This is a genomic window from Pseudomonas sp. F007 (assembly GCF_057814275.1).
Map to the genome: position 1 here is coordinate 425,240 of NZ_JBVATA010000008.1, position 18,392 is coordinate 443,631.

Annotated in this window: 19 protein-coding genes; 14 read left to right on the forward strand and 5 right to left on the reverse strand. The window is 62.1% G+C overall.

Annotated features, from left to right (window positions below):
- Positions 1–194 precede the first annotated feature (194 nt).
- Both ACZYR5_RS22090 and gloB read right to left on the reverse strand, forming a co-directional pair.
- Positions 195–1,619 (reverse strand): transglycosylase SLT domain-containing protein, encoded by a 1,425-nt coding sequence (locus tag ACZYR5_RS22090; RefSeq protein WP_489091550.1) that lies wholly within the window; start codon positions 1,617–1,619, stop codon positions 195–197.
- 99 nt (positions 1,620–1,718) lie between these two features.
- Positions 1,719–2,486: a hydroxyacylglutathione hydrolase gene (gene gloB, locus ACZYR5_RS22095; RefSeq protein WP_489091551.1), complete on the reverse strand. Its 768-nt coding sequence runs from the start codon at positions 2,484–2,486 to the stop codon at positions 1,719–1,721.
- 65 nt (positions 2,487–2,551) lie between these two features.
- Here gloB and ACZYR5_RS22100 point away from each other — a divergent pair, with 65 nt between their 5' ends.
- Positions 2,552–3,310, forward strand: a complete 759-nt coding sequence (locus tag ACZYR5_RS22100; RefSeq protein WP_489091552.1) for a class I SAM-dependent methyltransferase — start codon at positions 2,552–2,554, stop codon at positions 3,308–3,310.
- 91 nt (positions 3,311–3,401) lie between these two features.
- Positions 3,402–3,854 (forward strand): ribonuclease HI, encoded by a 453-nt coding sequence (gene rnhA, locus ACZYR5_RS22105; RefSeq protein WP_489091553.1) that lies wholly within the window; start codon positions 3,402–3,404, stop codon positions 3,852–3,854.
- On the opposite strand, the gene ACZYR5_RS22110 is transcribed toward rnhA, so the two are convergent.
- Positions 3,839–4,741 carry a LysR family transcriptional regulator gene (locus tag ACZYR5_RS22110; protein ID WP_489091554.1) on the reverse strand — a complete coding sequence of 301 codons (903 nt, stop codon included), beginning with the start codon at positions 4,739–4,741 and terminating at the stop codon, positions 3,839–3,841. The two genes, rnhA and ACZYR5_RS22110, sit on opposite strands and share 16 nt — an antisense overlap.
- A 117-nt stretch (positions 4,742–4,858) precedes the next feature.
- Here ACZYR5_RS22110 and ACZYR5_RS22115 point away from each other — a divergent pair, with 117 nt between their 5' ends.
- The 11 genes from ACZYR5_RS22115 (at position 4,859) to ACZYR5_RS22165 (ending at position 16,278) form a co-directional block, all read left to right on the forward strand.
- Positions 4,859–6,007, forward strand: coding sequence for a muconate cycloisomerase family protein (locus ACZYR5_RS22115; RefSeq protein ID WP_027616509.1), 1,149 nt, complete (start codon positions 4,859–4,861; stop codon positions 6,005–6,007).
- A gap of 10 nt (positions 6,008–6,017) precedes the next feature.
- Positions 6,018–6,308, forward strand: a complete 291-nt coding sequence (catC, locus tag ACZYR5_RS22120) for a muconolactone Delta-isomerase (protein ID WP_027616510.1) — start codon at positions 6,018–6,020, stop codon at positions 6,306–6,308.
- Positions 6,309–6,358: 50 nt separating this feature from the next.
- A complete protein-coding gene (gene catA / locus ACZYR5_RS22125) occupies positions 6,359–7,288 on the forward strand; it encodes a catechol 1,2-dioxygenase (protein WP_489091555.1) in 930 nt (309 codons plus the stop codon).
- Positions 7,289–7,409: 121 nt separating this feature from the next.
- Entirely contained in the window at positions 7,410–8,366 is a 957-nt protein-coding gene (locus tag ACZYR5_RS22130) for an AraC family transcriptional regulator (RefSeq protein WP_489091556.1), read from the forward strand.
- 140 nt (positions 8,367–8,506) lie between these two features.
- Positions 8,507–9,871 carry a benzoate 1,2-dioxygenase large subunit gene (benA, locus tag ACZYR5_RS22135; RefSeq protein ID WP_489091557.1) on the forward strand — a complete coding sequence of 455 codons (1,365 nt, stop codon included), beginning with the start codon at positions 8,507–8,509 and terminating at the stop codon, positions 9,869–9,871.
- Positions 9,868–10,356: a benzoate 1,2-dioxygenase small subunit gene (gene benB / locus ACZYR5_RS22140; RefSeq protein ID WP_489091558.1), complete on the forward strand. Its 489-nt coding sequence runs from the start codon at positions 9,868–9,870 to the stop codon at positions 10,354–10,356. Before benA ends, benB begins: the two co-directional genes overlap by 4 nt.
- Before the next feature lie 10 nt (positions 10,357–10,366).
- Complete coding sequence (gene benC, locus ACZYR5_RS22145; protein ID WP_489091559.1) at positions 10,367–11,380, forward strand: benzoate 1,2-dioxygenase electron transfer component BenC; 1,014 nt, start codon at positions 10,367–10,369, stop codon at positions 11,378–11,380.
- 157 nt (positions 11,381–11,537) lie between these two features.
- Entirely contained in the window at positions 11,538–12,311 is a 774-nt protein-coding gene (locus ACZYR5_RS22150; protein WP_489091560.1) for a 1,6-dihydroxycyclohexa-2,4-diene-1-carboxylate dehydrogenase, read from the forward strand.
- Positions 12,312–12,404: 93 nt separating this feature from the next.
- Entirely contained in the window at positions 12,405–13,157 is a 753-nt protein-coding gene (gene dnaQ, locus ACZYR5_RS22155; RefSeq protein WP_489091561.1) for a DNA polymerase III subunit epsilon, read from the forward strand.
- A 251-nt stretch (positions 13,158–13,408) separates the two neighbouring features.
- A complete protein-coding gene (locus ACZYR5_RS22160; protein ID WP_489091562.1) occupies positions 13,409–15,655 on the forward strand; it encodes an Orn/Lys/Arg family decarboxylase in 2,247 nt (748 codons plus the stop codon).
- 14 nt (positions 15,656–15,669) lie between these two features.
- Positions 15,670–16,278: a GNAT family N-acetyltransferase gene (locus tag ACZYR5_RS22165; RefSeq protein WP_489091563.1), complete on the forward strand. Its 609-nt coding sequence runs from the start codon at positions 15,670–15,672 to the stop codon at positions 16,276–16,278.
- Here ACZYR5_RS22165 and ACZYR5_RS22170 read toward each other — a convergent pair.
- Positions 16,244–17,137, reverse strand: coding sequence for a LysR substrate-binding domain-containing protein (locus tag ACZYR5_RS22170; protein WP_489091564.1), 894 nt, complete (start codon positions 17,135–17,137; stop codon positions 16,244–16,246). The two genes, ACZYR5_RS22165 and ACZYR5_RS22170, sit on opposite strands and share 35 nt — an antisense overlap.
- A gap of 89 nt (positions 17,138–17,226) precedes the next feature.
- On the reverse strand, positions 17,227–17,463 hold the full coding sequence (locus ACZYR5_RS22175) for a hypothetical protein (RefSeq protein WP_027616521.1): 237 nt from the start codon (positions 17,461–17,463) through the stop codon (positions 17,227–17,229).
- 183 nt (positions 17,464–17,646) lie between these two features.
- On the opposite strand from ACZYR5_RS22175, the gene ACZYR5_RS22180 reads away from it, so the two are divergent.
- Positions 17,647–18,204, forward strand: coding sequence for an NADPH-dependent FMN reductase (locus ACZYR5_RS22180; RefSeq protein ID WP_489091565.1), 558 nt, complete (start codon positions 17,647–17,649; stop codon positions 18,202–18,204).
- Positions 18,205–18,392: the final 188 nt, after the last annotated feature.

Below are 18,392 nucleotides of genomic sequence, written 5' to 3' on the forward strand. Positions count from 1 at the left end.
GGAGGGGTTGTTCAAATCCCAAGCTGCAATGGTTTGTACAGGTGTTATGAGTGGCACGGTCATCTGTAGGAGCTGGCTTGCCAGCGAAAAACCTGAGGCCGCCGCATTTATTCAGAATGGGCGCGTCATCGTTGACGTTTTTCGCGAGCAAGCTCGCTCCTACAATTTATCGCCCATTAAACACGCCTTGACTCTCAGCGCGGCGAGGAGACGGTGAGCAGTTGCCCCGGCTTCAATGCCTGGCCGACCCGCGGGTTCCAGCGCTTGAGGTGTTGCATCTCGACATTGAAGCGCTTGGCGACCATGTACAGCGAGTCACCCCGCTGGACCTTGTACTTCGTCTGCTTCTTGCTGTTGGCGGCGAGGGTCGTGGTGGTGCGCCCGCTGCTGCGACGGGTGTCCTGCATGACCAGGGTCTGGCCGGCCTTGAGGTGCTTGCCGCTGAGGTTGTTCCAGCGTTGCAGGTCCTTGACGTCGACCTTGTTGGCCTTGGCGATGGCTGTCAGGTTGTCGCCACGCTTGACCCGATAACTGCGCTTGGCACCGGCAATCACCGGGCTTTCGGCACCGTCGAACACTGGCTTGAGCGGCCGCTTGCTGATCAGCTCTTCGGGCTTCATGGTCGAAAGGCTGGCGGTCAGCAACTGCGCCTTGGAGGTGGGCACCAGCAAATGCTGAGGGCCATCGATGGTGGTGCGCTGCTTGAAGGCCGGGTTGAGCTGGAACAACTCGTCTTCGTCGATATTGGCCACCGCAGCGACCTTGGACAGGTCCATGCGCTGGTTGATTTCGACGACTTCGAAGTAAGGTTGGTTGGCAATCGGGTTGAGGTTGACGCCGTAGGCTTGCGGGGTGATCACCACCTGGGACAGGGCCAGCAACTTGGGCACGTAGGCCTGGGTTTCCGCGGGCAGTGGCAAGTTCCAGTAATCGGTGGGCAGGCCGAGTTTTTCGTTGCGCTCGATGGCCCGGCTGACCGTGCCTTCGCCGGCGTTGTAGGCCGCCAGGGCCAGCAGCCAGTCGCCGTTGAACATGTCGTGCAGCTTGGTCAGGTAGTCCAGCGCCGCGGTGGTGGAGGCGGTGATGTCGCGACGCCCATCATAGAAGCGGGTCTGGCGCAGGTTGAAGTAACGTCCGGTGGACGGAATGAACTGCCACAGGCCCACAGCATTGGCCGGCGAATACGCCAGCGGGTTGTAGGAGCTTTCAATCACTGGCAACAGCGCCAGTTCCAGCGGCATGTTGCGTTCTTCGAGGCGCTCGACAATGTAGTGCATGTACAGGCTGCCGCGCTCGCCAGCGGTCTCGAGGTACGAAGGATTACTGGCGAACCACAGGCGCTGTTGCTCGATCCGTGGGTTGACGCCCAGGCCGTCCTGCAACTGGAAACCTTGGCGCATGCGCTCCCAGACATCCTGCGGGACCTCTGGCGTAGGCTTTTCGCTGAGCCAGATCGGCTTCTGCTTGGCGCGGGAGGCCAGGGTGTGGGCCGCGTCGGTTTGCGGCACTTGACCGGTGCTGCTGCAGCCCGCCAGGGTGGCGGACACAGCCACCGCGATGGCTTGAGCCAGGCGGGTCAATGCGTCTGATTTGATGGATTTACGTATAGATGACGACATTGGCTGGAAGTAAGTTCCGGGCAAAAATGTCGGGCGATTCTAGAAAGGGCACCCGGTATGGTCAACCTTTGAGAATCTTCCGACCTATGCTCGCCCTGCTTAGAACCTATCCTTCCAAGCCCGAAGTGCCGCAAAAACCTCACTGGGCGCCCGGTCTTTGGAGTCACTCCGTTCGTCTAATATTTCTTTAACAGATGTTTCTCCGGTGCGCAGAAACGGATTTGTCAGCTTCTCCAACGCCAGATTGGAGGGCAGAGTGATCTGTCCTGACTCGCGTAATTGCGAGACATTCCTGAAGCGCTCGGCGACGTCCGGGTTGTTCGGCTCGACCGCGACGGCAAAGCGCAGGTTGCTCAGGGTGTACTCGTGGGTGCAGTACACCAGGGTCTCGTCCGGCAAGGCGGCGAGGCGGCTCAGCGAGTGGTGCATCTGCTGCGGCGTGCCTTCGAACAGGCGGCCGCAACCGGCGGCGAACAGGGTGTCGCCACTGAACAACACGCCCGGGGTGTAGTAGGCGATGTGGCCGAGGGTGTGACCCGGCACCGCGTACACGTCGAAGGTATGACCGAGTACGCTGATCTGGTCGTTATCCTTGAGCGCTACGTCGCGCCCCGGGATGGTTTCGCTGGTAGGGCCGAAAACCTTGGCGCCGGTGGCCTGCTTGAGGGTTTCGACGCCGCCGACGTGGTCATGGTGATGGTGGGTCACCAGGATATCGCTGAGGGTCCAGTCGGGATGTTCAGCCAGCCAGGCCAGGACCGGCGTGGCATCGCCCGGATCGACTACGGCGCAGCGGCGAGTTGCTTCATCTTGTAACAACCAGATGTAGTTGTCGGTGAAGGCGGGCAGGGCACGGATAGGTATCATTACGGAATTCGCCAAGCGGAATACATTGGCGCATCTTAGAGCTTCCTGGCGAGTTGGAGAATGCAATGACCGATAAAGCGTTCGCGCAGGCCGATCCGCAGTGGCTGGAATTGATTGGCGCCGCCCGCGAGTGGCTGTCCGGGCCCATCGGCCAATTTCTGCTGGATGAAGAGCGGCGCATGCTCGAAGACGAGCTCGGGCGCTTCTTCGGCGGCTACCTGGTGCATTACGGGCCCTCGGCCGAAACCCCGCCCAACGCCCCGCAGGTGCAACGCAATGTGCGCCTCGGTGCGCCGTTGCCGGGGGTGGAAATTGTCTGTGAAGAACAGGCCTGGCCGATCAGCGAGCACGCTGCCGACGTGGTGGTCATGCAGCACGGCCTGGATTTCTGCCTGTCGCCCCACGGCCTGCTGCGCGAGGCCGCGAGTGCCGTACGCCCCGGCGGGCATTTGCTGATCATCGGCATCAACCCCTGGAGCAGTTGGGGCATGCGCCATGTGTTCGCCTCTGACGGGATGCGCAAGGCGCGCTGCATTTCACCGTCGCGGGTGGCCGACTGGCTCAACCTGCTGGGCTTCGCGCTGGAGAAACGCCGCTTCGGGTGCTATCGTCCGCCGCTTGCGTCTCCTGCCTGGCAAGCTCGCCTGGCCGGTTGGGAGCGCAGGGCGGGTAACTGGCAACTGTCCGGTGGCGGCTTCTATCTGTTGGTCGCACGCAAGATTGTCGTCGGCCTGCGTCCGGTGCGCCAGGTGCGGCGCGAGCCGATGGGCAAGCTGATCCCGCTGCCGATGGCCAAGGTCAACCGACGCGACAGCAAACCGTAACCCCCCTTCCTTATTACTCCAGCCGGGTTCGCCCGGCCTTGGCATTGTCGGCCGCGGCCGACAAGCCACCGACTTATTCTGGATAGATTGCATGAGCGATAGCGTAGAACTCTTCACCGATGGCGCCTGCAAGGGCAACCCCGGCCCCGGCGGCTGGGGCGCCTTGCTGGTGTGCAAGGGCAAGGAAAAGGAATTGTGGGGAGGAGAAGCCAACACCACCAACAACCGCATGGAGTTGATGGGAGCAATTCGTGGCCTGGAAGAGCTCAAGCGGCCCTGCGACGTGCTGCTGGTGACTGACTCGCAGTACGTGATGAAGGGCATCAACGAGTGGATGGTCAACTGGAAAAAGCGCGGCTGGAAAACCGCGGCCAAGGAACCGGTGAAGAATGCCGACCTGTGGATGCAACTGGACGAACAGGTCAATCGCCACAACGTGACCTGGAAGTGGGTGCGTGGCCACATCGGCCATCCGGGCAACGAGCGCGCCGACCAATTGGCCAACCGCGGCGTCGATGATGTGCGTGGCTACAAGCAGGCCTGATCGGCTGAAAAGCTGCGCAATTCGTCGATCAACCGCAAACAGTGTTTGAGCCCCGGTGATACGTCGCCAATCCGCTGGCTGAGAATGATCGGCGAGGTGGCGTTGTTTTCCAGCACCGGGGTGAAGCCGATGTCGTCGCGGTGCAGCAATTGCACCGAGGCCGGTACCAGGGTCACGCCGATGCCCGCACCCACCAGGCCGATCGCCGTCTGCAGCTCGTTGGTCCACTGCGCGACCTTGATACTTACCCCGTATGACTCGAACAGCGCAATCACATGGTCGGCGTAGCTCGGCCGTGGGTTGCCGGGATAGAGCACGAAGGGCTCGTTGGCCAACTCGCTGAGGCTGATGGGCCGGGCCAGCAGCGGATGGCCGGCGGGCAGGGCGGCGACCAGCCGGTCTTCGTTGAGCACGGTCTGGATGATCGCCGGGTCGTCGATGCGAATCCGCCCGAAACCGACATCGATCCGACCCGCCTTGAGCGCCTGCACTTGCTGCAGGGTAGTCATTTCCGACAAGCCTAGCTCCAACTCCAGGGCGTCGTTGCTGCGCAGGCGCCTGATCAGTTCAGGCAGCACGCCGTAGAGCGTTGAAGGCGCGAAGCCGATACCCAGCCAGGTTTTCTCGCCCAGGCCGATCCGCCGGGTGTTGTCGCAGACCTTGTGCAGCTGCTCCAGCAGCGCCGTGGAGTGCTCGAGGAAAAACCGCCCGGCCTCGGTCAGGCGCAGCGGCCGTCCGCGCTCCAGCAGGACCACCCCCAACTCATCTTCCAATTGCTGGATCTGCCGGCTCAAAGGCGGTTGGGCGATGTGCAGGCGCTCGGCGGCACGGGTGAAATTCAGGGTTTGCCCCAGCACCTGGAAGTAACGCAAATGACGCAGTTCCATATGTTCTCCAAGGTTGATACCTGCAAGGTATCGATCCAGACCAATTCTATATTGGAACCCGGAAAAAAGCCGTACGAGAATCGATCCCAGAACTTCAAGAACCTGATGGGTATGGACATGCTTTCTTCTGCCATTGAATCGATCGAGACGATCATCGTCGATCTGCCGACAATCCGCCCGCACAAGCTGGCGATGCACACCATGCAGAACCAGACCCTGGTGATCATCCGCGTGCGCTGCGCCGACGGCATCGAAGGCATCGGTGAGTCGACCACCATCGGTGGCCTGGCCTACGGCAACGAAAGCCCGGACAGCATCAAGACCAACATCGACCAGCACTTCACGCCGTTGCTGCTGGGCCAGGACGCCTGCAACATCAACGCCGCCATGCTGCGCCTGGATCGCAGCATCCGTGGCAACACCTTCGCCAAGTCCGGTATCGAAACCGCCCTGCTCGATGCCCAGGGCAAGCGCCTTGGCCTACCGGTCAGTGAGCTGCTCGGTGGCCGTGTGCGTGACGCGCTGCCGGTGGCCTGGACCCTGGCCAGTGGCGACACCGCCAAGGACATCGCCGAAGCCGAACAGATGCTCGACCTGCGGCGTCACCGGATCTTCAAATTGAAGATCGGTGCCGGCGAAGTCGACCGCGACCTGGCTCACGTGATCGCCATCAAGAAAGCCCTGGGCGATCGCGCCAGCGTGCGGGTCGACGTCAACCAGGCCTGGGACGAGGCCGTGGCCTTGCGCGCCTGCCGAATTCTCGGCGGCAACGGCATCGATCTGATCGAACAGCCGATTTCGCGCAACAACCGTTCCGGCATGGTCCGCCTCAACGAAATGAGCCCGGCGCCGATCATGGCCGACGAGTCCATCGAGTGCGTCGAAGACGCCTTCAACCTGGCCCGCGAAGGCGCGGCGTCGGTGTTTGCCCTGAAAATCGCCAAGAATGGTGGCCCGCGCGCCGTGTTGCGCACCGCCGCCATTGCCGAAGCAGCGGGGATCGGCCTGTACGGCGGCACCATGCTCGAAGGCGGGATCGGCACCCTGGCCTCGGCCCATGCCTTCCTGACCTTGAACAAGCTGAGCTGGGACACAGAGCTGTTCGGCCCGCTGCTGCTGACCGAAGACATTCTCAGCGAGCCGCCGGTGTACCGCGATTTCCAGCTGCACGTTTCACGCGAGCCGGGCCTTGGCCTGAGCCTGGACGAGGAGCGCCTGGCGTTCTTCCGTCGTGACAAAACCGCCACCACCCTGTATTCCGCCTGAGGAGATGCGCATGCTGTTCCACGTAAAAATGACCGTGAACCTGCCGGTCGACATGAATCCCGAGCGGGCTGCCCAGCTCAAGGCCGATGAAAAGGCCCTGGCCCAGCGCCTGCAGGAACAGGGCAAGTGGCGGCACCTGTGGCGTATTGCCGGGCTCTACGCCAACTACAGCGTGTTCGACGTCGACAGCGTCCAGGAACTGCACGACACCCTGATGCAACTGCCGCTGTACCCCTACATGGCTATCGAAGTGAACGCGATGTGCAGGCATCCTTCTTCTATTCACGAAGACGATCGCTGAGCCGGCGTCGTCCGTACTGCACTCTAATAAATACAAGATGAGGATTAATCATGAACGTCAAAATTTCCCACACTGCCACCGCCCAGAAGTTTCTCGAAGAGGCCAGCGGCCTGCACAATGATGAAGGCAGCCCGCGCGCCAAGGCGCTGATCTACCGCATCCTGCGCGACTCGGTGAACATCATCGAAGACCTCAACGTGACCCCGGAAGAGTTCTGGAAAGCGGTCAACTACCTCAACGTCCTCGGCGCGCGCCAGGAAGCGGGCCTGCTGGTCGCCGGCCTGGGCCTGGAACACTACCTCGACATGCTGATGGATGCGGAAGACGAGCAGGCCGGTAAAACCGGTGGCACCCCGCGCACCATCGAAGGCCCGCTGTACGTCGCCGGCGCACCGCTGTCTACCGGCGAAGCGCGCCTGGACGACGGCGTCGACCCAGGTGTGGTGCTGTTCATGCAAGGCCAGGTGAAGAACACCGACGGCTCGCCACTGGCCGGCGCCGTGGTCGATGTCTGGCACGCCAACACCGGCGGCACCTACTCGTACTTCGACGGCAGCCAGTCGGAATTCAACCTGCGTCGCCGGATCGTCACCGACGCCGAGGGTCGCTATCGTTTCCGCAGCATCGTGCCGTCGGGCTACGGCTGCCCACCGGACGGTCCGACCCAGCAACTGCTCGATCAACTGGGCCGTCACGGCCAGCGTCCGGCGCACATCCATTTCTTCATCTCGGCGGACGATCATCGTCACCTGACCACCCAGATCAACCTGGATGGTGACAAGTACCTGCACGACGACTTTGCCTACGCCACCCGTGACGAACTGATCGCCAAGATCACCTTCAGTGACGACCAGCAACGCGCCGCAGCCTACGGCGTGAGCGGGCAATTCGCTGAAATCGAGTTCGATTTCACCCTGCAATCTTCCGCCCAGCCGGAAGAACAGCAGCGTCACGAGCGAGTTCGCGCCCTGGAAGACTGATCACGCGCGGCTCACCGACCACGAGATAAACCACCGTTTATCTCGTGGTTTTTGCCGTTGTGGCACCTGGCCTACAATAGCCAGGTCCGCTGTACCCCTAACAACAATGAGAGAGACGGTTATGCAAGCGCATCTATTGAGTGAGCGCAGCCGCGTGTTTGCCCAGGCCGACCCCTATGCAGTGTCGGACTACGTCAATCAACACGTGGGCAACCACTGCATCCGCCTGCCCAGCAGCGGCAGTCCGCAGGCCAGTCTCAATCACAGCAAATTCGCCAGCCTGGACCTGTGCCGCATCAGTTATGGCGGCAGCGTGCGGGTCACCTCGCCAGCCCTGGAAACCATCTTCCACCTGCAAGTCCTGCTGCGCGGCCACTGCCTGTGGCGCGGTCATCGCCAGGAACATTACTTCGCTCCCGGCGAGTTGTTGCTGATCAATCCGGACGATCCGGTGGACCTGACCTATTCCGACGACTGCGAAAAATTCATCCTGAAGATGCCCGCCAGCCTGCTGGAATCGGTGTGCCAGGAGCAGCGCTGGTTGCACCCGGGGCAGGGCGTGCGCTTCCTGGAAAACCGCTACCAACTGGACGAGCTGGAAGGCTTCGTCAACCTGCTGGGCATGGTCTGCCAGGAAGCCGAAGCGTTCCAGAGCATGCCGCGGGTCCAGGATCACTACGCGCAGATCATCGTCAGCAAGATGCTCAGCCTGATGAAAACCAACGTCAGTCGCGCCGGACTCGGTTCGCAGACCGCCAGTTTCGAGCGGATCACCGATTACATCGAGCGCAACCTCAAGCAGGACATCTGCAGTGAGGAGCTGGCACGTCAGGCAAGCATGAGCCTGCGTTCGCTGTACGGGCTGTTCGAGCGGCATGCTGCGACCACGCCGAAGAACTACATTCGGCAGAAGAAGCTGGAACGGGTCAACGCCTGCCTCAGCGACCCCACCTGCACTGTGCGCAACGTCACCGAACTGGCCATGGATTACGGTTTCCTGCACCTGGGCCGGTTTTCCGAAAGCTACCGCAAACAGTTCGGCGAATTGCCGTCGGACACCCTCAAGCGCCGCCACTGATCGGCGTTCGATGCGCGCCGCCCGCGCGCATCGATTCGGTTGCAGAAAACGGATAGTGCTTTGCACCCAGTGGATATTGGCCCTCCAGCGCCCGTTCTAGCATGAGCCTTGCCTGAACAATAACAATGGAGGCGGCGGCCATGACCCTGCGACCCGAATATCTTCACTCCCTGCTCGAAGACGATAAAGAACAGGGCCTCTTCCGTTGCAAGCGGGAGATGTTCACCGACCCGCGCCTGTTCGATCTCGAAATGCAACACATCTTCGAGGGTAACTGGCTGTACCTCGCCCACGAGAGCCAGATCCCCAACAAGAACGATTTCTACACCACCACCATGGGCCGCCAGTCGATCTTTATCGCGCGCAACAAGGACGGTGAACTCAACGCCTTCCTCAACGCCTGCAGCCACCGTGGCGCCATGCTCTGCCGGCACAAGACCGGCAACAAGAGCTCCTATACCTGCCCGTTCCATGGCTGGACGTTCAACAACTCCGGCAAGCTGCTCAAGGTCAAGGACCCAGCGGCTGCGGGTTACCCGGCGAGTTTCAACTGCGAAGGCTCCCACGACCTGACCAAGGTGGCGCGTTTCGAGTCCTACCGTGGCTTCCTGTTCGGCAGCCTCAAGGCCGACGTGGTGCCGCTGGTGGAGCACCTCGGCGAGTCGGCGAAGATCATCGACATGATCGTCGATCAGTCGGTCGACGGCCTGGAAGTCCTGCGCGGCTCCAGCAGCTACATCTACGAAGGCAACTGGAAGCTCACCGCCGAAAACGGTGCCGACGGCTACCACGTCAGCTCGGTGCACTGGAACTACGCGGCGACCCAGAACCAGCGCAAGCAACGCGAATGCGGCGACGAGAACCCGACCATGAGCGCCGGTACCTGGGCCAAGCAGGGCGGCGGTTTCTACTCGTTCGACAAGGGCCATATGCTGCTCTGGACCCGCTGGTCGAACCCCGAGGACCGGCCGCTGTACGAGCGCCGCGACGAACTCGCCCGCGACTTTGGCAAGGCCCGCGCCGACTGGATGATCGAGAACTCGCGCAACCTGTGCCTGTACCCCAACGTCTATCTGATGGATCAGTTCAGTTCGCAGATCCGTATCGCCCGGCCGATCTCGGTCAATCGCACGGAAATCACCATTTATTGCATCGCCCCCAAAGGCGAAAGCGACGCCGCGCGCTCCAGCCGGATTCGCCAGTACGAAGATTTCTTCAACGTCAGCGGCATGGCCACCCCGGATGACCTGGAGGAGTTCCGCTCCTGCCAGATGGGCTATCAGGGCAGCAGCACGGCGTGGAACGACATGTCCCGTGGTGCCGAGCACTGGGTCGAGGGCGCCGATGAGGCGGCCAGGGAGATCGACCTGCAGCCGCTGCTCAGCGGTGTGCGCACCGAAGACGAAGGTCTGTTCGTGCTGCAGCACAAGTACTGGCAGGAAACCATGCTCAAGGCCCTGGCCGAAGAGCAGTCGGCCTTGATCAAGCTGGAGGAACTGGCATGAGCATTTCCTATGACGCCGTGCGCGACTTTCTCTTCCGCGAAGCGCGCTACCTCGACGACAAGGACTGGGACAACTGGTTGGAGCTGTACGCCGCCGACGCCAGTTTCTGGATGCCGTCCTGGGACGACAACGACGAGTTGACCGAAGACCCGCAGCGAGAAATTTCGCTGATCTGGTACGGCAACCGCATGGGCCTGGAGGACCGCATCTTCCGGATCAAGACCGAGCGTTCCAGCGCCAGCGTGCCGGACACCCGGACCTCCCACAACATCAGCAACATCGAGCTGCTCGAGCAAGCCGACGGCCTGTGCAAGGTGCGCTTCAACTGGCACACCCTGAGCTTTCGCTACAAGACCGTCGACAGCTATTTCGGTTGCAGTTTCTACACCCTCGACGTGCGCGGCGACAGCCCGCTGATCAAGGCCAAGAAAGTGATCCTGAAGAACGACTACGTTCGCCAGGTCATCGATGTCTACCATTTGTGAGGGCTGGGTCATGACGCATTCCATTGCACTGAATTTCGAAGATGGCGTGACCCGGTTCGTCGACGCCAAGCCAGGGGAAACCGTGGCCGACGCCGCGTACCGCCAGGGCATCAACATTCCGCTGGACTGCCGCGACGGCGCCTGCGGTACCTGCAAATGCTTTGCCGAAGCCGGGCGTTATGAGCTGGGCGAGGAGTACATCGAAGACGCCTTGAGTCCGGAAGAAGCCGAGCAGGGCTTCGTCTTGACCTGCCAGATGCGCGCCCTGAGCGATTGCGTGGTGCGAGTGCCAGCATCCTCGGACGTCTGCCGGACCCAGCAGGCCAGCTACAGCGCGACCATCAGCCAGGTGCGCCAACTGTCTGACAGCACCATTGCTCTGTCGATCAAGGGCGAGGCCTTGAGCAAGCTGGCGTTCCTGCCGGGGCAATACGTCAACCTGGGGATTCCCGGCAGCGAGCAGACCCGCGCCTACTCCTTCAGCTCGTTGCAGCGCGACGGCGAGGTCAGTTTCCTGATCCGCAACGTCCCGGGCGGACTGATGAGCAGCTTCCTCACCGGCATCGCGAAGGCCGGCGACAACATGAGCCTGGCCGGGCCATTGGGCAGTTTCTACCTGCGCGAAATCCAGCGGCCGCTGCTGTTGCTGGCCGGCGGCACCGGCCTGGCGCCGTTCACCGCCATGCTGGAGAAAATCGCCGAGCAGGGCAGTGCGCATCCGTTGCACCTGATCTACGGGGTGACCAACGATTTCGACCTGGTGGAACTGGATCGCCTGCAGGACCTGGCCGCGCGCATCCCCAACTTCAGCTTCAGCGCCTGCGTGGCCAACCCGCAAAGCACTCACCCGCTGAAGGGCTACGTGACCCAGCACATCGAACCGCAGCACCTCAACGAGGGCGACGTCGATGTCTACCTCTGCGGCCCGCCGCCGATGGTCGAAGCGGTCAGCCAGTACATTCGCGAACAGGGTATTGCGCCGAAGAACTTCTACTACGAGAAATTTGCTGCCAGCGCGGCGTGATCGCAGATAGGCGGATGGTCTGTAGGAGCTGGCTTGCCAGCGAAAGAGGCGGCGCACTGTATCAGACACACCGCCTTCGCCGGCAAGCCGCAAGCGGGCGCCGGCTCCTACACGGGGCGCTGTCCAGCCAGATATCCACGATTCAAAGGAACCCAACATGCACAGATTCCAAGACAAAATCGCCCTGGTCACCGGTGCCGCCCAGGGCATCGGCCGGCGGGTGGCCGAGCGCCTGGCGGCCGAGGGCGCACGGCTGGTGCTGGTCGATCGCTCGGAGTTGGTGTTCGAGCTTGAAGCCGAACTGTCCGGCAATCACCAGGTACTGGCCCTGACCGCGGATCTCGAGCAATACGCCGAATGCAGCCGGGTCATGCAGGCCGCTGTAGAGCGTTTCGGCCGGCTCGACATCCTGATCAACAACGTCGGCGGCACCATCTGGGCCAAGCCGTTCGAACACTACGAAGAACAGCAGATCGAAGCCGAAGTCCGCCGCTCACTGTTTCCCACCCTGTGGTGCTGCCACGCCGCCTTGCCGTTCATGCTGGAGCAAGGCAGTGGGGCGATCGTCAACGTCTCGTCGATCGCTACCCGCAGTGTCAATCGGGTGCCCTACGGTGCGGCCAAGGGCGGGGTGAATGCCCTGACCGCCTGCCTGGCCTTTGAAACCGCCGGGCGCGGGATCCGCGTCAACGCCACCGCACCGGGCGGCACCGAGGCTCCGCCACGGCGAATCCCGCGCAACAGCGCCGAACAGAGCCCCGAGGAAAAGCTCTGGTACCAGCAGATCGTCGACCAGACCGTCGAGAGCAGCCTGATGAAGCGTTACGGCACCATCGAGGAGCAAGTCGAGCCGATCCTGTTCCTCGCCTCCGATGATGCGGCCTACATCACCGGGCTGGTAATGCCGGTCGGCGGCGGCGACCAGGGCTGAACCCACGCCGATCGACCCGGTCGGCGTGCCCCGTACGCTCTGTGATAAGATCGCGCCCCTACGCAAAACGGCACGATGAGGGGTTGAAACAAGATGGCTCAAAGGATGGTGGTGCTCGACACCGAAACCACCGGCATGCCGGTGACCGATGGCCACCGGATCATCGAAATCGGTTGCGTCGAGTTGCTCGGTCGACGCCTGACGGGCCGGCATTTCCACGTCTATCTGCAGCCGGACCGGGAAAGTGACGAGGGCGCGATTGGCGTCCACGGCATCACCAACGAGTTCCTGGTAGGCAAGCCGCGCTTCGCCGAAGTGGCCGATGAGTTCTTCGAGTTCATCAAGGGCGCGCAGTTGATCATCCACAACGCGGCGTTCGACGTTGGCTTCATCAACAACGAATTCGCGCTGATGGGTCGCCACGACCTGGCCGACATCACCCAGCACTGCTCGATCCTCGACACCCTGTTGATGGCCCGTGAGCGTCACCCCGGCCAGCGCAACAGCCTCGATGCCCTGTGCAAACGCTACGGCGTCGACAACTCCGGCCGTGAACTGCACGGCGCCTTGCTCGACTCGGAGATTCTCGCCGACGTCTACCTGACCATGACCGGCGGCCAGACCAGCCTGTCGCTGGCGGGCAATGCCTCCGATGGCGCCGGTGATGGTTCCGGTAGCCAGGCCACGGAAATCCGTCGCCTGCCGGCTGACCGCACGCCAGGAAGGATTATCCGCGCCAGTGAAGCGGAGCTGGCCGAGCATGCCGCACGCCTGGAAATCATCGCCAAGTCCGCCGGCGCTCCAGCGCTCTGGACCCAGTTGGCCGAAGCGCAGAGCCAGGGCTGATACACGCGGCCTCGCGACATGGGGTTTGACCTTCTACCCTGAGTGTATTCAGGCAGGAATGGTCCAGTGCCGATCAGTTGAGCGATGCAGATCAACTGTAGGAGCGAGCCTGCTCGCGATGGTCGTTAACGATAACGCGCCCTGATTGGGTCACGCGGCGTACTTGAGTCCATCGCGAGCAGGCTCGCTCCTACAGAAGTCGTTGATTGATGGGGTCAGGGCCAGGCTGCCGTCTCAGGACGCCGCCCCCTATGTACAAAGACTTGAAATTCCCGGTCCTTATCGTGCATCGCGACATCAAGGCCGACACCGTTGCTGGCGACCGCGTACGCGGCATCGCCCGTGAGCTGGAGCAGGAAGGCTTCAGCATTTTCTCGGCGGTGGACTACGCCGAAGGCCGCCTGGTCGCAGCCACTCACCACGGCCTGGCGTGCGTGCTGATCGCCGCCGAGGGCGCCGGGGAAAACACCCACTTGCTGCAGAACATGGTCGAGCTGATCCGGGTTGCCCGAGCTCGCGCGCCTAACTTGCCGATCTTCGCCCTCGGCGAGCAGGTGACCCTGGAAAACGCCCCCGCCGATGCCATGAGCGAGCTGAACCAGTTACGCGGGATTCTTTATCTGTTCGAAGACACCGTGGCCTTTCTCGCGCGCCAGGTGGCGCGGGCGGCACGCACCTACCTGGATGGCCTGTTGCCGCCGTTCTTTCGCGCCCTGGTGCAGCACACCGCCGACTCCAATTACTCCTGGCACACCCCGGGGCATGGCGGTGGCGTGGCCTATCACAAAAGCCCGGTGGGCCAGGCGTTTCACCAGTTCTTCGGCGAGAACACCTTGCGCTGTGACCTCTCGGTGTCGGTGCCCGAGCTCGGTTCCTTGCTGGATCACACGGGTCCGCTGGCCGAAGCCGAGGCGCGGGCAGCGCGCAATTTCGGCGCCGATCACACCTTCTTTGTGATCAATGGCACCTCGACCGCCAACAAGATCGTCTGGCAGGCCATGGTTGCCCGTGACGACCTGGTGCTGGTGGACCGCAATTGCCACAAGTCGGTACTGCATTCGATCATCATGACCGGCGCCATCCCCCTGTACCTCTGCCCCGAGCGCAATGAACTGGGGATCATCGGGCCGATTCCCCTGAGTGAATTCAGCCCCGAATCGATCCGCGCCAAGATCGACGCCAGCCCGCTGACGCGTGGACGCCCAGCCAAGGTCAAGCTGGCGGTCGTCACCAACTCGACCTACGACGGCCTGTGCTACAACGCCGAGCTGATCAAGCAGACCCTGGGCGACAGCGTTGAAGTCCTGCATTTCGACGAGGCCTGGTACGCCTACGCGGCCTTTCACGAGTTCTTCGCCGGGCGCTACGGCATGGGCACTTCGCGCTCGCCCACCAGCCCACTGGTGTTCACCACCCATTCCACCCACAAGTTGTTGGCCGCCTTCAGCCAGGCCTCGATGATCCATGTGCAGGACGGCGGAGCCCGACAACTGGATCGCGACCGCTTCAACGAAGCCTTCATGATGCACATCTCGACCTCGCCGCAGTACAGCATCATCGCTTCGCTGGACGTGGCGTCGGCGATGATGGAGGGCCCGGCGGGGCGTTCGCTGCTGCAGGAAATGTTCGACGAAGCCCTGAGCTTTCGCCGGGCCCTGGACAATTTGCGCCAGCACATCGACGCCGACGACTGGTGGTTCTCGATCTGGCAGCCGCCGCAGGTCACCGGCATCGCCACCGCCGACTGGCTGCTGCAACCCGAGGCGGACTGGCATGGCTTTGGCGATGTCGCCGAGGACTACGTGCTGCTGGACCCGGTCAAGGTCACCCTGGTGATGCCCGGCCTGACCGCCGGCGGCGCCTTGAGCGAGCGCGGGATTCCGGCGGCGGTGGTCAGCAAGTTCCTCTGGGAGCGCGGGCTGGTGGTGGAAAAAACCGGGCTGTATTCGTTCCTGGTGCTGTTTTCCATGGGCATCACCAAGGGCAAGTGGAGCACCTTGCTCACCGAGTTGCTGGAGTTCAAGCGCAGCTACGACGCCAACCTCAGCCTCGCCGCCTGCCTGCCGTGCGTGGCCCAGTGCGACCCGGCGCGCTATCAGGGCATGGGGTTGCGGGACCTGTGCGATCAACTGCACGCCTGCTACCGCAGCAATGCCACGGCCAAGCACCTCAAGCGCATGTACACCGTATTGCCGGAAGTGGCGATGAAACCGGCCGACGCCTACGACCATCTGGTGCGCGGGGATGTCGAGGCAGTGCCGATCGATCAACTGCAAGGACGCATCGCCGCGGTGATGCTGGTACCTTATCCGCCGGGCATTCCACTGATCATGCCCGGCGAGCGCTTCACCGAGGCGACACGCTCGATCATCGACTACCTGGCATTCGCCCGTACCTTCGACATCAGTTTCCCCGGATTCGTCGCCGATGTGCACGGGCTGCAACACGAAGACGCAGGCGCCGGGCGCTGCTACACCGTCGACTGCATTCGCACCTGAGGACGTTTACCTGTATGCAACCGCTGAGCAACTTCCGACAGCCGAACCTGGCGGTGCGTGTCGCCGACCAGGGTTTTGCCGCCTACATCTGCACCAGTGACTTCAGCTTCGAAATCAGCGCCTATATCAGCGCGCGTATCGGCGTGCCGGTGGCGCAGTGGCCGCTGCACGCCGTCACGCCTTACCGCAAATGCTATGGCATCGACGCCGAGGAATTCGCCAGTTACCACGAGGCGCCCGATAGTGCGATTTTCATGGCCTTTCTGGACGAGCAGGCGGTGGGGCACATCGTAGTCAGTACCAATTGGAATGGCCTGGCCCATATCGACGAGTTGGCGGTGCACGGGCCCGCCCGACGCCACGGCGTGGCCAAGGCCCTGCTTGACGTGGCGCAGTTCTGGAGCCGGAAGAAGTTGCTGCCGGGGATCATGCTGGAGACCCAGAACAATAACCTCGGCGCCTGTCGCCTGTACGAGCGTTGCGGCTACGTACTGGGCGGCATCGATCACCTGCGCTATCGCGGGATCGATCCATGCACCCAGGAAGTGGCGTTGTTCTGGTATCGACTGTTCGACGAGCCAAGCGCTGTCAGCCCGGCAGCAGCGCCTGGGCATTCGTCGTGATGATCTCGAGCAGCGCGCCCTGTGCCGGGGTTGTCGCGACATGCTTCAGGCTCAGGACGTAAAGACTGATCGGCACCGCCGGCGACACCGGGCACACATCCAGCCCGGCCGCCTTGGCACCAAGGGCGGTGAACGGATCGACAATCGCCAGGCCTTCACCGGCTTCTACCATGCTGCGCATCATCTGGTGGGTCTGCACCCGGGTATGCACCACGGGCGCCGGGCGCAGCGCCTGCAGCTTGCTGTCGAACAGCACACTCAGCGGGTCGTGGCCTTCGAGCCCGACCAAGGCCTGGCCGGCCAGGTCCTGGGCCGAGATATATTTCTGCCGCGGTTGCAGCCAACCGTGGGGCGCCAGCAAGTGCAGCTTGCCCTGGGCCAGCACCTGGCATTGGATGTCACTGTGTTCGGGGTCGTGCAGGCTCAATCCCAGGTCGCTTTCGCGCAGCAACAGGCTCCGGACAATGTCGGCGGTGGGCTGGCTCTGCAGGGAGCAGGGCACATCGGGGAAGCGCCGGCGCAAACTGGCAATAGCCTGCGGCAGCAGTTGATACGCCAGGGGCGGCGTGCCAATCACCCGTAATGGCGGCGCGTGGTACTGGCGCAGGCTTTCAGCCAGGCGTTGCACAGGTTCGAACGCGCTATAGACGTTGGCGATCTGCACCTGCAACAGCCGCGCCTCACGCGTGGCCTGCAAGCGCCCGCGAACGCTGGCAAACAGCATGAAGCCGAGTTGATCCTCGGCCTCGCGCAAAATCCCCTCGATCTCGGCCACCGGCAACTGCAACATCTCGGCTGCGGTACCGACGTGAGCGGTTTGCAGGAGCGCCTGGATCACTTCGATATGGCGTAGACGCATGCGTGAAGTCCATGTTCAGCGGGTGAGGGGTAGTGGCTGAATCCTAACCCAAGTCCGCAATCATGACTCCAACGGGTCGTGGAAATTACTCAGGCGCTGACCACGGATTCGGGTTCGCGAATCAGCGTAACGCCGGTTTGTACCAGCACGAACTGGTTGTCATCGACTTTATTGACCCGGTCTCCGATCGCCAGTTTGTAGGTCATGACCGGTGCGGATCCGCCGAAACTGTCGACCGCTGGGGTGGATTCCTGGAATTCATGCACCGAGTAGACACGACCCTGCGCGTCTCTTGCATGGAATTGTCCGACGAGTACTGCTGCCATCTGCTTAGAACCTCTGGAAATAAGTCACTCAATTTGCGGTTCAGTAGACCGTCGTCAAGCGTGGGAAGTTTTCCGTCCGGAAAAAAATAGTGATTTGCCGTGATTGCCCGAGCCAAATCCGCTGCACTGCCCGTGGATCATCTATAACTACAGGCTCCTTTAACCAGATAGTCGGGAACTCCCATGAGCAAGGTCCATACGGTCGCTGTCCTGGTAGGCAGCCTGCGGAAACAGTCGATCAACCGCAAGGTCGCCCTGGCGCTGGCGGAATTGGCGCCGGCCAACCTGAAATTGAACATCGTCGAGATCGGCGACCTGCCGCTCTATAACGAAGACATCGACGAAACACCGCCGGCAGCCTACAGCACTTTCCGCGAGCAGGTGCGCTCATCCGACGCAGTGCTGTTCGTCACCCCGGAATACAACCGCTCAGTGCCGGCACCGCTGAAAAATGCCATTGATGTTGGCTCCCGGCCCTACGGCAAAAGCGCCTGGAGCGGTAAACCGGGCGCGGTGATCAGCGTTTCCCCGGGCGCCGTCGGCGGTTTCGGCGCCAACCACCACCTGCGCCAGTCCCTGGTGTTTCTCAACGTTCCTTGCCTGCAGCAGCCAGAGGCTTATCTGGGTGGGGCGGGTACGTTTTTCGATGAGTCGGGCAAGCTGTCGGACAAGGTCCAACCGTTTTTGCAGAGTTTTATCGATGCTTATGCGCAGTGGGTTGAGCAGAACAAGAAGGTTTGAGGGGAATTGCCGGTTCAGGGGTCGTGGCGAGGGCGTTGCCCTCGTTGCGGGTCCGCCTGGTACTCAAAGCTGGCGGCTGAAACGCTTCGAAGTACTTCATAAACAGGCCAGTTGGAAACCGATCTGACTCCGTTTAGTCATATTTACTTAATACCCACGACTGCGATTTTGCTGTTGTAGCAGTTAAC

What these genes read in the sequence shown, in the direction of transcription:
- ACZYR5_RS22090 (WP_489091550.1), bottom strand. Translation starts at nt 1,619, where the DNA reads ATGTCGTCATCTATACGTAAATCCATCAAATCAGACGCATTGACCCGC.
- gloB (WP_489091551.1), bottom strand. Translation starts at nt 2,486, where the DNA reads ATGATACCTATCCGTGCCCTGCCCGCCTTCACCGACAACTACATCTGG.
- ACZYR5_RS22100 (WP_489091552.1), top strand. Translation starts at nt 2,552, where the DNA reads ATGACCGATAAAGCGTTCGCGCAGGCCGATCCGCAGTGGCTGGAATTG.
- rnhA (WP_489091553.1), top strand. Translation starts at nt 3,402, where the DNA reads ATGAGCGATAGCGTAGAACTCTTCACCGATGGCGCCTGCAAGGGCAAC.
- ACZYR5_RS22110 (WP_489091554.1), bottom strand. Translation starts at nt 4,741, where the DNA reads ATGGAACTGCGTCATTTGCGTTACTTCCAGGTGCTGGGGCAAACCCTG.
- ACZYR5_RS22115 (WP_027616509.1), top strand. Translation starts at nt 4,859, where the DNA reads ATGCTTTCTTCTGCCATTGAATCGATCGAGACGATCATCGTCGATCTG.
- catC (WP_027616510.1), top strand. Translation starts at nt 6,018, where the DNA reads ATGCTGTTCCACGTAAAAATGACCGTGAACCTGCCGGTCGACATGAAT.
- catA (WP_489091555.1), top strand. Translation starts at nt 6,359, where the DNA reads ATGAACGTCAAAATTTCCCACACTGCCACCGCCCAGAAGTTTCTCGAA.
- ACZYR5_RS22130 (WP_489091556.1), top strand. Translation starts at nt 7,410, where the DNA reads ATGCAAGCGCATCTATTGAGTGAGCGCAGCCGCGTGTTTGCCCAGGCC.
- benA (WP_489091557.1), top strand. Translation starts at nt 8,507, where the DNA reads ATGACCCTGCGACCCGAATATCTTCACTCCCTGCTCGAAGACGATAAA.
- benB (WP_489091558.1), top strand. Translation starts at nt 9,868, where the DNA reads ATGAGCATTTCCTATGACGCCGTGCGCGACTTTCTCTTCCGCGAAGCG.
- benC (WP_489091559.1), top strand. Translation starts at nt 10,367, where the DNA reads ATGACGCATTCCATTGCACTGAATTTCGAAGATGGCGTGACCCGGTTC.
- ACZYR5_RS22150 (WP_489091560.1), top strand. Translation starts at nt 11,538, where the DNA reads ATGCACAGATTCCAAGACAAAATCGCCCTGGTCACCGGTGCCGCCCAG.
- dnaQ (WP_489091561.1), top strand. Translation starts at nt 12,405, where the DNA reads ATGGCTCAAAGGATGGTGGTGCTCGACACCGAAACCACCGGCATGCCG.
- ACZYR5_RS22160 (WP_489091562.1), top strand. Translation starts at nt 13,409, where the DNA reads ATGTACAAAGACTTGAAATTCCCGGTCCTTATCGTGCATCGCGACATC.
- ACZYR5_RS22165 (WP_489091563.1), top strand. Translation starts at nt 15,670, where the DNA reads ATGCAACCGCTGAGCAACTTCCGACAGCCGAACCTGGCGGTGCGTGTC.
- ACZYR5_RS22170 (WP_489091564.1), bottom strand. Translation starts at nt 17,137, where the DNA reads ATGCGTCTACGCCATATCGAAGTGATCCAGGCGCTCCTGCAAACCGCT.
- ACZYR5_RS22175 (WP_027616521.1), bottom strand. Translation starts at nt 17,463, where the DNA reads ATGGCAGCAGTACTCGTCGGACAATTCCATGCAAGAGACGCGCAGGGT.
- ACZYR5_RS22180 (WP_489091565.1), top strand. Translation starts at nt 17,647, where the DNA reads ATGAGCAAGGTCCATACGGTCGCTGTCCTGGTAGGCAGCCTGCGGAAA.